Raw genomic sequence first — 12,975 nt, 5'->3', positions numbered from 1 at the left:
TTCAAGATAATTTTTCCAATCCTTCACAGTGTTTTTTTACTTATTTCACAATTGAACTGTAAAGTAATTGGTAGTAACAGAATAAAGAAATTGGGGGAAGCGGTTGTGAAAAAATTATGGTTACCTGTACTCGCATTATTATTTTTACTCGTGGCTTGCGGTACAGAAAAGACAGAGGTTAAGGAAGATGCATCAAAGCAAGAGGATACAGTTAATGAATCGGAAGCAAAAGATAATTCGGTACAAGTTGCTTCATTAGTTGATCCACGTTTACAAGAGCCTAAAGAAGATACATTGTGTGAAATGTGTAATATGAAAGTTTACATGAAAGACGATGAAATGGGAGAGTTTTCTACTCAGGCAATAAAAGAGGATGGAACAATCGCCTTTTACGATGACATTGGCTGTTTATTAAATGCAGAGGTAGCAAACGAGGAAAAGAACGAAAAATTTGTGCGAGACTATATCACAAAGGATTGGGCGAAAGTAGAAGATGTAACAATCGTCAAAACAGACCTGAAATCACCGATGAACTGGGGCTATATTTATTTTAATAACAAAGCTGATGCAGATAAATTTATTGCAGACAATCCTAGTGCACATGTAGAGGAGTTACAAAAGATTAAGGATGATGCATTGGAGCGTCGTAAAAAAATGATGGAAGAAAAAGCGAAAAAAGAAGCAAACGGTGAATCGGATTCCATGCATATGGAAGAGATGAATCATGATGATCAAGGTCATAATCATTAATAGAAAAGGGCTAGGGGGATTCCTCTAGTCTTTTCATGCTGAAGTGTGAGGTGAGAAAAGATGAAGAAAATTGGCTTAGCATTATTGTTTTTTCTATTTATGAGCCCCATAGTTTACGCTGAATTCGATATACAGGAAGCTATTGATGCAGCATCGCCCGGTGAAGTTATTCATATTCCTGCTGGCCATTATCAAGGTAACTTTGTTGTTACAAAGCCACTAACATTACTTGGTGAGGAAGGAACGGAATTTATTTCGAAAAATAATGATCCTGCACTACGAATTGAAAACACCGCAACTATCAGTATCAGCAATGTAGAATTATCAGGAAAAAGTAAGGCAATTGTTGCTAGTAATGTTGATGGACTTGAGCTCAGTAATATATACATTAAAGACGCTTATACGGGTGTACATATTCAGCGCTCTAAAAACATCCATATACATGACATTCAAGTAACTGGCAGTGAGGGGCATTATGCAGAGAAAGGCAATGGTATTGCCATTTATAAAAGTGAAGACATCCTTATAGAAAACAATCTTATTGAGCAGATGCAGGATGGAATTTATGTAGAGGAAGTCAACAGTATTGTTGTTCAGCACAACAATGTGACACAGAGTCGTTATGCTACACATTTTATGTACACAAGGGATGCAAAGGCATTTTTTAATAACTATCTTTCTAATGTTACTGGCTTTATGGTCATGATGACCACAGGTATCTTATTAGAAAACAACACCGTCGAGAACCATTCAGATTATAATGGCTACGGTATGTTGTTGTATGACGTGCAGCGAGCTTCAATAGCGAAAAATATCATCAAAAATAATCGAACAGGTTTAGCATTACAAAAAAGTTCGATGATTCAAATTGATACAAATAATTTTCAAATGAATCAAACGGCAGTAGAGGGCACAAAGGTAAGTAACAACACAAAGGCTAGTAATAATAGCTTTACTGGCAATATTTTAACAGCCCGCTCTGATCAGTTAGGCTTTCAGCTTCAAAGCAATTATTATGATGATTATACAGGCATTGATATAGAAGGGAATGGGTATGGTGATGTTCCATATGTGGCAATGTCAAGTTTTGGACAGTGGATGGTGCGGCAGCCTGTCTACCAATATTTTGTGGCCTCTCCTAGTGTTGTTTTATTAACAACGCTTGATCAGCAAATTAATAAAACAGAATCACGGGTGTTAGTTGACCATACACCGAGATTAGTGACAGAGCATGAAATAGAAAATAACAAACTAAATGTTATACAAACATTAGCAGGTTTGCTTTTGCTAGTAGGTAGTTTATGGCTATGGAAAAGAGGGATAACGAAATGAAAAAATGGGTAATGATGATCTTGTTGTGCTGCGGTGTACTGTGGGGCTGTAGCGAAAAAACATATGAGCCTCGTGAAATAGTTAGTGAAACGGACGTTTGTAAAATTTGTAATATGAGCATTGTTCATAATGCTTATGCTGGTCAAATAGCCTTGAAAAATGGTGATTATGAAATTTTTGATGATATTGGCTGCTTGATGGAATATATAGTCTCAAATGGCGATGAAGAAATTGGAGCAGCCTACATTAAAGATGCCTCAAAAAATGAATGGATTGATGTTTTTGAAGCTGTCTATGTGTACAACAAGGAGTATTGGACACCAATGAATTACGGTGTAGTGGCCTTTGACACAAAACAAGCAGCACAGGAGTGGATGACGCAAGAAGGAGAGGGAAAACTGCTTCATTATAAGGATTTACACAATTTTAATTGGGGGATCCATGAGTGATGTATAGTATGTTGATTAAATTAGAATTGAAGCAAATGCTTAGAAGTCGGTGGATGCAACTTGTGTGTCTGCTATTTACATTTGTTTTTACAGCTATTATTGTCATTCAGCAAATGGCACTTCCTGATGTTGAAGGCTTTACACGTCAAACTGCCTCATTTTTAAACGTATTACTATTTTTATTGCCGCTGTTTATCCTAACGATTGGCAGTATGAGCATTGCTGGAGATGTAGAATCTGGCTGGTACTCGTTGTTAAAGACATATCCAATGACACGGATGCAATACATTACAGGGAAATATATAGCTACTGTACTAGCCTTTTTATTGGTCGTGCTGTTAGCGTTTGGGGTTATCGTAACACTAGGAGGGATTTTAGGTGATGTGCGATTGCCTACTATTTTCATCACGTTAACTTTGCTATGTATATTAATTTTTGTATCGTTAGCCGTTTCGATTGGAGCTTTTGCCAAAACTAGATTATTGGCACTATCGTTATCGCTTGTGATTTGGTCTATTTTTTTATTGCTCATTTCTTACGCTTTGATGGCCATAGGAACTGTTGTAGCAGGTCATGTGATGCAAAAGCTTACCATTATTGCGATACATATTAATCCTGTAGAGTGGTTACGCTTCGGCTATTTTATTTTTACAAACCAAGCTAGCGTGCTAGGTCCAGCATTTTATAGTGTGACAAAATTTTACTCCTCATCATTAGGATACACGCTATATGGAGCTATAACGATGCTTTGGATCATTTGCCCATTAGCTTTCAGTAGTAGGCTTTTAAAGAAAGGGGGAAGAAGATGATGCTACTAGAAGCCAACAAATTATCACATGTATATGACAATAATAGAGGACTTCTGGAGGCTTCCTTTTCCCTACAGACAGGGCGTGTTCTAGCTCTTGTGGGGGGAAATGGCGCTGGCAAAAGTACATTAATTCGATTGTTAACAGGACAGGAAAAACAAAAATCAGGTGAAATGATTTGGCATAAACCACAAACTATCCGATATATGCCAGATGATGTTGACTTTCCATCGATGTTATCAGCCATAGAGATTTTACAGCTACTTGCCTCTTTCAAGAACGTTGATAAGGAGGAGCAAGAAAATGTATTAAGACGTGTTGCGCTATGGGATGTAAGAAAACAGAGAGTAAAGCAATTCTCAAAAGGGATGCGTCAGCGTCTGAACCTTGCCCAAAGCTTACTTGGCAATGGCTCATTGCTTATTTTAGATGAGCCAACAAATGGACTTGATCCGTTTTGGATAGCTGAGCTAAAAAAATTAATGCTCGAGGAAAAAAACAAAGGCTGTACAGTTATATTTTCCACACATTTGCTTGCATTTGCTGAAGAAGTGGCAGATGATGTGTTAGTTTTACATGAGGGGAAAATACTTATCTCAGGAGCCTTAAAGGAAATTCTCTTGCAGGAGGATTCACCCTCATTAGAGAATTTATGGTTAAAAAAATTAAATCTGTAACATTTTGATAGGTAATGACGTTCTATGTTAGTGGGTAGACTTGTTTGAAGGAATTCAGACAAGTCTTCTTTTATGTGCTAAAAGTAATGGACAGAATTTCATAATATTGTCTTACAAGCAATATTTCGTTATGCTTAAGATAAGTTATCGTGCAATTCAAATAATTGTAGGATGAAATGGGAGGTTTTTTAATTTATGAATTCGCAAATTCAAGATGTTTTAGAAAATATAGAAAAAGTAATGATTGGTAAAAGAGAGGTAGCTGAGCTTAGTATAGTTGCTTTGCTGGCGAGAGGGCATATTTTACTAGAGGATGTACCAGGTGTAGGTAAAACAATGATGGTGCGAGCGCTAGCAAAGTCTTTCGATGCCCAATTTAAAAGGATTCAATTTACACCAGATTTATTGCCCTCTGATGTGGTTGGGGTGTCTATTTATAATCCGAAAACAATGGAATTTGAGTTTCGACCTGGTCCGATAATGGGAGACGTTGTATTAGCTGATGAAATCAATCGTACATCTCCGAAAACACAATCTGCGTTGCTTGAAGGAATGGAAGAAGCTTCTGTCACAATCGATGGGAACACCCTAGCAATCCAGCAGCCATTTTTCGTTATGGCAACACAAAATCCGATCGAACATGAAGGGACATACCCATTACCAGAGGCACAGCTTGATCGTTTTTTACTAAAAATAAAAATGGGTTATCCGTCTAGAAATGAAGAGGTAGAGATATTACGTCGAGCTGAAAATGGTAAGCCAATTGAAAAGATTAAAGCTGTACTAACAGTTGAGCAATTAAAAGAATTACAGGAACTCGTACAAGGTGTGTATGTTGAAGATTCTGTCAAAAATTATATGGTAGAGTTAGCATCACAAACAAGGGAAAATAGCTATGTAAATTTAGGGGTAAGCCCTCGTGCAACGATTGCGCTAATGAAGGCCTCACAAGCCTATGCTTTTTTGAAAGGACGTAGTTATGTTACACCGGATGATGTCCAATATCTTGTACCATTTGTTTTTAGTCATCGATTAGTTTTAAAGCCTGATGCGCGATATGATAATGTAACTGCCGAAGAAATTATTGAGCGCATAATTGCAAAAACACCTGTACCAACAAAGAGGTTTGCGGAGCAATGAAGAAATGGAAAGTTTTGATAGAGAAAAGTAAACATTTCTTATTAGTAACTTTGTTAATCATTTTTACATTTTGCTATGCTATGTTTCAGGGAGGCTTTGTTAGTTGGTTTGTATTTTTTACAGTTAGTCCATTTCTGTTATATGCCTTTGTTTTCTTATTAGTAAGGGAGGAAATTTTACTTGTAGAACGTGGTATTGAACCCTCTCATATTGAAAGTGGGCAATCAGCTAAGGTTACAATTACTGTAGAGCGAAAAACACGCTTCCCATTTGCGTATATGATGATGGAGGAGCTAGTAAATAGTGAGTCTCTTGTGCAATCGAAGGTACAAGGAGCAAATGCCGTTATGTTTGTAGGTTTTAAGAAAAAGTTTAGCTGGAGTTATATGCTAGAAAATATGCCACGCGGTGAGCACCGTTACCTAGGTGTAACTATTGTTTTCAGTGATTTCTTTGGCTGGGCAAAAAAAAGTGTTTCCGCGAAAAAGGAACAAGTGATTTTAATTTATCCAAGAGTTCGTGAAATGAAATATGCCGCACTTCAAACAAAATTTGATGCCGGATCAATGATGTCACCTTATTCCATCGTTAAGGATACTTCAATGGCTGTTGGACTACGTGAGTACGTTCCAGGTGATCGTTTTTCGTGGATTCACTGGAAATCATTTGCAAAAACGCAAACTTTACAATCAAAAGAATTTGAGGATCGTCAATCACAGGAGCTAATGTTAGTGCTCAATGCGAAAAAATCACCGTTATTTGAAGAAAAGATTGAGCTAGTAGCATCAATATTACAAACAATAGTAGATGAACGAGGAGATATTTCATTCGTTTCAGCGGGTGCAAAAACGAAGGTGTTTCCACTAATCCAGGGGAATAAGCAGTTGGATCAGGTCATGCATCATTTAGCTGCTATAAAGTCTACAGAAAATATTAAATTCCAATTACGAGATCAACGAGCCTTTAAGCATGTTGCAACAATGTTATATGTCACGAGCGAAGTATCTGATGAATTATTACATACTCTCGCCACTATGGTGAAAAGCTGTATTTGTTTTGTGGTGGCAGAACAGTCACCTATACAAACAGATTTATCTAAGCGCTATAAACAAGTACAAGTTGTTCATGTTAATCCACTTGATTATTATCATTTATTCACGGAGGTGATGAAGCCGTGAAAAAAACAGTAGGAGATTATATAGAATTAACGATTGCATATATAATTGTTTTTTTAATTTTGCGTGAATGGCTTATTCCAGTAATGGAGCTGACTGATACCGCATTACTTCACTTATTTTTGGTGTTTATTGGTCTATCCTTAGCACTTAGCTTATTTCGGGTACAGCCGCTATTATCAGGGTTGATTAAACTTGGATATATTACGTGGTTTATAGTATTTGTATTTAGTAAAGAACCTTTTTTATCTGGAAACACACTGCCTTTTTTAATACATGAATGGAAATGGAATATGACAGCCATTTTCTCAGGAGAATTTGGACAAGTCTCCGATTCGTTTAGGACCGTTCTTTTCCTTGCCCTTATTTGGATGTTAATATACTTAATTCACCATTGGATAACGGTACGGAATAATATATTCTATTTCTTTGTGTTAACAGTATTCTTTATTGCTACTTTAGATACATTTAGTGACTACAATGGAAAAACGGCAATTGTAAAGGTTATTATACTGGGTTTAATCATGACAGGCTTACTTTTAGTCAAGCGGCTATGGCTCCAAGTCGATGCAACGAATAATGCAATAGGAAAGTGGAAGCTTGTTATACCTATGATTGTTTCTGTATTAATTGTTAGTAGTGTAGCGTTCTTTTTACCGAAGACGGGACCGACCTGGGCTGATCCTGTACCCTTTATCAAAGGGGTTGCAGGACAAGGTGATTTGGGCTCGGGTAAAAAATCAGTTGGCTATAGTAATGATGATAGTCGATTAGGTGGACCATTTCAGGGAGATAATACATTAGTCTTTACAGCCACTTCCCGTGATCGCCACTATTGGCGCATTGATACGAAGGATACCTATACATCAAAAGGGTGGATTCTTTCTCAAGGAAACTTTGGTAAAAATTATTATCAAGCTGATACACCTATTTTAACTTCTTTACAGGTGGGATCTCCAGAAAAAACCCGTGAAATTCAGATGGACATAGCAGTTCCAATGCCGTTTTTAATTCAAACGTATGGAATGCTGTCAGTTTCCGCTCAGGATTCAACCATGTTTGTACAGGATGAGCAAACCGAAAAAATAGGTATAGAGCAACAAAATAACGAATCCAAATTATTATCAAGCTATACGCTATCATATAGTGAACCTGTCTATAGTATGGAGCAGCTTCAATTGTCACAACCATCCATGCTAGAAACCTTAGACCCATCCTTTAATCGCTTTTTGCAATTACCAAATACGCTTCCGCAGCGTGTAAGCGAATTGGCGATAGACATAACAAAGGATAAACCATCAGTGTATGATCAAATCAAAGCAATAGAAAGATATTTTTCATACAATGGTTTTAGATACGATAAAACAGCAGCAGCTATTCCTGCTGAGGATCAGGATTATGTTGATCAATTTTTATTTGATACAAAAATTGGCTACTGTGATAATTTTTCAACATCGATGGTTGTACTTCTACGATCGGTGGGTATTCCAGCTCGCTGGGTAAAAGGCTTTGCGCCAGGTGATGCTGGCTCAGTGTCAGATGGTTTGCGTGAGTATCGTATTACAAATAATAATGCACACTCATGGGTGGAGGCATATGTACCTGGAACAGGCTGGATGGAGTTCGAGCCAACGATTGGCTTTACTGGAAATGTTAATATTGATTATGATATTGAGAAAGAAACGCCTCAACAAGAACAAGTCACTCAGCCGGAAGTAAAACAGGAGCAGCCGAAGAAAGAGCAAGCACCAAAACAGAAGGCTACTAGTTCAACATTTAGCTTAGATGTAGTATGGACATGGATGAAAAAACTCACATATGTATGGCTGGCTTTACTTGTTTTACTCGTTGCTGTGAGTATCTCATTGTATACGAAACGTAGAACCTGGATACCTAAAATGCAAATAAGAGCCTATCGTAAAAAAGATGCGAATTGGACAAATTTTGATGCTTCTTACCATGATCTAATGAAGCAGTTGTCACGAATAGGCTTACGACGAAAAGATGGGGAAACATTACGAGCATTTGCTGAACGGGTAGATACGTCATTAGAGACAGATAAAATGCAAAAATTAACGGTAGTTTATGAGCAACATATCTATGGAAAGGAAGCATACGGTGTTGATTTTAAGGAACTGAAAGAAAGTTGGGAATATTTAATCAATCTCACTATCAGTTGATTTTAGTGGGGACAAAGAGTAAAATGAAAAAAATTATATATGATAAGGATTGCTTTCATATAAGTTCGATAATAAGGTTCGAATGTTTCTACGAAATCACCGTAAATGGTTTCTCTATGAAGGTGAATGTATTGGATAGGTGAGAAGTACGTAAAATCACTTTTCTTTGCTACGCATTCGCCTTTATAATTCAAGAGCTTATGAACGCGTAGGAAGTTATTACTTTCATACGCGTTTTTCTTTGAACACATGAAGATATCCTTTAAAAATAGTAGAAGAGGTGGAAATTTTGTCAGCTAGCCCTTTATTAAAAGAGCAAGAAAAAATCGTTGTACTAGACTTCGGTAGCCAATTTAACCAATTAATTACGCGTCGTATCCGTGAATTTGGAGTTTTCAGTGAGCTACACCCACACACAGTAACAGCAGAAGAAATTAAAGACATGAATGCAACTGGTATTATCTTCTCAGGTGGTCCAAACTCTGTTTATGATGAAAATGCCTTTCATGTTGACCCAGCTATTTTCGAATTAGGCTTACCAATTCTAGGTATTTGCTACGGTATGCAATTAATGGCACATACACAAGGTGGTAAGGTAGAAGGTGCTGAAACACGCGAATATGGTAAAGCGGAAATCCAAGTAACAACTTCTAATAAACTATTTGGAGAGTTGCCTTCTGAGCAAGTTGTTTGGATGAGTCATGGTGACCATGTGACAGAAGTACCTCCTGGCTTTGAAGTGATCGCAACAAGCGCTTCTTGTCCAATTGCGGCAATGGCGAATGCAGAACGTAAACTTTATGCAGTACAATTCCATCCAGAGGTACGTCACTCTGTATACGGTAATGACCTTTTACGTCAGTTTGTATTCGATATTTGTGAAGCAAAGGGCGACTGGTCAATGGCAAACTTCATTGAGCTTGAAATCGCGAAAATCCGTGAAACAGTGGGTGACAAAAAAGTTTTATGTGCACTTTCTGGCGGTGTAGATTCATCAGTTGTTGCAGTTTTAATTCATAAAGCAATCGGTGACCAATTAACTTGTATGTTTGTAGACCATAACTTAAACCGTAAAGGTGAAGTTGAGCAAGTAATGAAAACATTTACTGAAGACTTCGACATGAATCTTATTAAAATTGATGCACGTCAACGTTTCATGGATAAACTTGCGGGCGTATCTGACCCTGAGAAAAAACGTAAAATTATCGGTAACGAATTTATTTATGTTTTTGATGAAGAAGCATCAAAATTGGAAGGTATGGATTTCTTAGCACAAGGAACACTTTATACGGATATTATCGAATCAGGAACATCTACAGCACAAACAATTAAGTCGCATCACAATGTTGGTGGTCTACCAGAAGATATGCAATTCCAATTAATTGAGCCACTTAAAACATTATTTAAAGATGAAGTGCGCGCATTAGGATTAGAGCTTGGTCTTGACGAGAAAATCGTTTGGCGCCAACCATTCCCAGGTCCAGGATTAGGTATTCGTGTACTTGGTGAAGTAACAGAAGAAAAGCTTGAAATCGTACGCGAATCTGATTTCATCCTACGTGAAGAAATCGCAAAAGCTGGCCTTGATCGCGATATTTGGCAATACTTCACGGTATTACCGGATATTCGTTCAGTCGGCGTAATGGGCGATGCACGTACGTATGACTACGCAATCGGTATCCGTGCCGTAACATCGATCGATGGTATGACTTCTGACTGGGCACGCATTCCTTGGGATGTACTAGAGAAAATCTCTGTCCGCCTAGTAAACGAAGTAAAACACGTGAACCGCGTACTGTACGATATTACATCTAAGCCACCAGCAACGATTGAGTGGGAATAATTGAATATAGTTGTATCAGAGGTTTAGACATTGCTTAAGTGAGCATTTACTTTTTACCTGCAACAACTGACTTTCAAAACAGGGCTTTCCTTTATTCATGTAATTCATGATTAAAGGGAGGTCTTTTTTTATTAGAATTATTGAGTTGATAGATGACGTCAAGATGAATCAAGAAATGGGCACAAACCGAAGTATTGAGATGTGTATTTGGTGCATGAAGCGTTGGTTTATGGAATGTCATTGATATTAAAGTAGTAAAGTCGGTTCACATTAAGAAATATGCTCAGTACCGTCAGTAACTAGGGAATGAAAAGCAGATAAACATTGAACAACAAAATATCGCAACATTATAAGTGTTCTTCAACAATTTGATTGAAGAAGAATTACCCCGAAGTAATCCCATGCTTAGAAACAAAATATGACATTTAACGTTGGAGAAGTGAAGCGTATTATCAATGATGTAAAAGAAGAAATGATATTCCAATATCCGTGACAAAATATGTAGTATTAAGGAAGCTGATATTTCAATCATAACTAAAGGACTTGCATATATGACATTCATCATACACGCAAGTCCATTAGCTTCAATGTGTGAAGGCTAGTTTCGAATGTAAAAGGGGGTAGTTATCCCTTCACTTGTCATGAAGAGATAACATCCTATACCAAGAAAAAATAATAGACACTAGGCTAACACTAAAAAGTATGCTCCCAATAACTAAAAAAATATTTATGTTTGATTGCATTACTAACTCATACTTCCAAGTATCAGCTCCACCTAGTCTGTATAACCAATTATCAGCTAGGGATGTGCCAAAACTAACGCTAAAAAAACTTAATATTAAACCCACAATTCCTAAAGATGAACCTATAATAATTAGCTTTTTGTATTTTTCCATCTTTTCCTCCTTCTTTGGCTTTAGTTAACTAATTGAAATATCCTTCTTAAATAAGATTATAACAGAGTGATATGGCAGTTTTGTGGAAAAATGGGAAATGTGCGACACTGACCATGCTTTGAAGCTCAAAATTCAAGCAGGTTAAAGAAATCGTAGATATTAGTATGAGTAAGATGAAACGTGAAGCTAGAAAACGTAAAGTCCAAGATACACATAACCTATTTCAATAATAGTAATGTAAAGGATGAATAATAATTGGTCTTTTGCTCTAAGTAAAAAGCTAGTCTGATTTTTTTCAGACTAGCTTTTAATTTCCTTTTTCAGCATTAAAAATAAGAAAAGCACACCAACTTCTACGATTAATGGAACAAAAATATTATGTAAATGGAAGAAGATTATACTGATCAAAATAGCTATACAAATAAATATTGAACTATATCGGTAATTTTTCGATTGGTAAAAGAATGAATATGGTAACAAATGTGCACCATAAATAATTGCATATACAGGTAAGACCCACATAGGTGCTTTAATTAATAGCACAATACAAATAACTAAATATAAAATTTGATTGTTTGTTGCAATCAATAATCCATTAATCAATGGATTTTCTTTATAAAATAAATCAACTTTTAATATTTTGGCACAAAGAATTGAAACAGGAAACAGTAATGCACCACAAGATAAAATACCAATATTTTTTATCATTAAATCTAAAGGCAACAACGTTATTGTTGTGATAACTCCCCAAATAAATATTGAGGCCATTATAAAAGGAAGACCCTTTTTTTGTTTTTGAGCAATATCATTTAATAGTACTTGTAAGCTAGTATTGATGTTCATTTTCGTCTCCTTAATTTTCTAGCGATCTATTTAAACTATCCGCTATTTTTTTATTTTCATATTTTGAGAAAAAATAAAATCCGATGATATGACCAATCAACGTTAACACTAAAATTAGCAATAAATAAGGTTTGATAAATTCAAATACTTTTGGTGAAAAAAGATATACACTTCCCATGCCACAGCAAAAATTCAATAAAGTACTAATAGTAATTTTAGTTGTTACTTTTAATGTAGAGTAGTTCCACAAGTAAGGATAAGCTATACCAAAAACAATTCCCATTAGAACGCTAATACCAATTAAATTCCACATATAAAGAAAATTGACCATTTCTTCGTGAAGATTAAAAATAGAAATTAAAAAAACAATCCAAATCAAAACCATAAATGAAACGTTCAAAAAGCTATTTTTTAAGTCATTTATCATATCAATTTCTCCTTAATAGATTTTGCATAATGTCTACTGACAATATACTTATTTTGGTGCTTGGTAATAACCTCCAATCTAGCGTGACTTCCCGAAGCAAACGAATGTATTTGATTCAAATTCAAAATCATTGAATTGTTGATTCTAACCAATCCGAATGATTCTAGATAAGATAACTCTTTTAAAATCTTATTCAACATTAGCTCAGTACCATCTATTAAAAAGATTTTTGTAAAATGACCAGACGCCTCAATTGCTTCGATATCATTAAGTTCAATTTTAACCTGACGATTTGTTTTGAAATCTGTTGCGCTTAATGTTATAGATTGAAAAAAACGTTGTTCAAATGTTGAAAGCAATTCTTTATTCGATGGATTACTAATAATCTCAATTTCAGAAGATGATTTATTGCTCTTCCAAATATAGTTGAATTTCATGCTGATCTCCTTCCTGT

The 12,975-nt window shown here is 36.0% G+C and carries 13 protein-coding genes and 1 riboswitch; of the genes, 9 read left to right on the top strand and 4 right to left on the bottom strand.

The genetic code is table 11. The features are described 5' to 3' along the window. The first annotated feature begins 105 nt into the window (after positions 1 to 105). From QNH24_RS23095 to guaA, 9 genes are all read left to right on the top strand, one after another. Positions 106 to 750, top strand: a complete 645-nt coding sequence (locus QNH24_RS23095; protein WP_283869726.1) for an RNA recognition motif domain-containing protein — start codon at positions 106 to 108, stop codon at positions 748 to 750. 60 nt (positions 751 to 810) lie between these two features. Continuing rightward, entirely contained in the window at positions 811 to 2,082 is a 1,272-nt protein-coding gene (locus tag QNH24_RS23090) for a right-handed parallel beta-helix repeat-containing protein (protein WP_283869724.1), read from the top strand. Further along, positions 2,079 to 2,531 (top strand): nitrous oxide reductase accessory protein NosL, encoded by a 453-nt coding sequence (locus QNH24_RS23085; RefSeq protein ID WP_283869723.1) that lies wholly within the window; start codon positions 2,079 to 2,081, stop codon positions 2,529 to 2,531. The genes QNH24_RS23090 and QNH24_RS23085 overlap by 4 nt, the downstream gene beginning before the upstream one ends. After that, positions 2,531 to 3,340 carry an ABC transporter permease gene (locus QNH24_RS23080; protein WP_283872923.1) on the top strand — a complete coding sequence of 270 codons (810 nt, stop codon included), beginning with the start codon at positions 2,531 to 2,533 and terminating at the stop codon, positions 3,338 to 3,340. The genes QNH24_RS23085 and QNH24_RS23080 overlap by 1 nt, the downstream gene beginning before the upstream one ends. Further along, complete coding sequence (locus tag QNH24_RS23075; RefSeq protein WP_283869722.1) at positions 3,337 to 4,017, top strand: ABC transporter ATP-binding protein; 681 nt, start codon at positions 3,337 to 3,339, stop codon at positions 4,015 to 4,017. Before QNH24_RS23080 ends, QNH24_RS23075 begins: the two co-directional genes overlap by 4 nt. Before the next feature lie 195 nt (positions 4,018 to 4,212). Beyond that, entirely contained in the window at positions 4,213 to 5,157 is a 945-nt protein-coding gene (locus tag QNH24_RS23070; RefSeq protein ID WP_283869721.1) for an AAA family ATPase, read from the top strand. Further along, positions 5,154 to 6,335 carry a DUF58 domain-containing protein gene (locus QNH24_RS23065; RefSeq protein ID WP_283869720.1) on the top strand — a complete coding sequence of 394 codons (1,182 nt, stop codon included), beginning with the start codon at positions 5,154 to 5,156 and terminating at the stop codon, positions 6,333 to 6,335. The genes QNH24_RS23070 and QNH24_RS23065 overlap by 4 nt, the downstream gene beginning before the upstream one ends. Then, positions 6,332 to 8,512 carry a transglutaminase TgpA family protein gene (locus QNH24_RS23060; RefSeq protein ID WP_283869719.1) on the top strand — a complete coding sequence of 727 codons (2,181 nt, stop codon included), beginning with the start codon at positions 6,332 to 6,334 and terminating at the stop codon, positions 8,510 to 8,512. The genes QNH24_RS23065 and QNH24_RS23060 overlap by 4 nt, the downstream gene beginning before the upstream one ends. A 35-nt stretch (positions 8,513 to 8,547) precedes the next feature. Then, a riboswitch (purine riboswitch) is annotated at positions 8,548 to 8,649 on the top strand. 152 nt (positions 8,650 to 8,801) lie between these two features. Next, on the top strand, positions 8,802 to 10,355 hold the full coding sequence (gene guaA / locus QNH24_RS23055; protein WP_283869718.1) for a glutamine-hydrolyzing GMP synthase: 1,554 nt from the start codon (positions 8,802 to 8,804) through the stop codon (positions 10,353 to 10,355). Between the two features lie 632 nt (positions 10,356 to 10,987). Here the strand turns inward: guaA and QNH24_RS23050 are convergent. The 4 genes from QNH24_RS23050 to QNH24_RS23035 all read right to left on the bottom strand — a co-directional run bounded on the left by QNH24_RS23050 (position 10,988) and on the right by QNH24_RS23035 (position 12,958). After that, a complete protein-coding gene (locus QNH24_RS23050) occupies positions 10,988 to 11,251 on the bottom strand; it encodes a hypothetical protein (RefSeq protein WP_283869717.1) in 264 nt (87 codons plus the stop codon). Between the two features lie 300 nt (positions 11,252 to 11,551). After that, the gene (locus QNH24_RS23045; RefSeq protein ID WP_283869716.1) at positions 11,552 to 12,094 is read right to left on the bottom strand and encodes a DUF7010 family protein; all 543 of its coding nucleotides are present in this window, start codon (positions 12,092 to 12,094) and stop codon (positions 11,552 to 11,554) included. A gap of 10 nt (positions 12,095 to 12,104) precedes the next feature. Further along, entirely contained in the window at positions 12,105 to 12,521 is a 417-nt protein-coding gene (locus tag QNH24_RS23040; protein ID WP_283869715.1) for a hypothetical protein, read from the bottom strand. Continuing rightward, complete coding sequence (locus tag QNH24_RS23035; protein WP_283869714.1) at positions 12,518 to 12,958, bottom strand: LytTR family DNA-binding domain-containing protein; 441 nt, start codon at positions 12,956 to 12,958, stop codon at positions 12,518 to 12,520. The genes QNH24_RS23040 and QNH24_RS23035 overlap by 4 nt, the downstream gene beginning before the upstream one ends. Between the last annotated feature and the right edge of the window lie 17 nt (positions 12,959 to 12,975).

Origin of the sequence: Lysinibacillus pakistanensis (assembly GCF_030123245.1) — a bacterium.
In the GTDB taxonomy this organism is placed as follows: Bacteria; Bacillota; Bacilli; order Bacillales_A; family Planococcaceae; genus Lysinibacillus; species Lysinibacillus pakistanensis.
The sequence above is the reverse complement of the archived record's forward strand: the minus strand, read 5'-3'. Positions and strand labels throughout refer to the sequence as shown.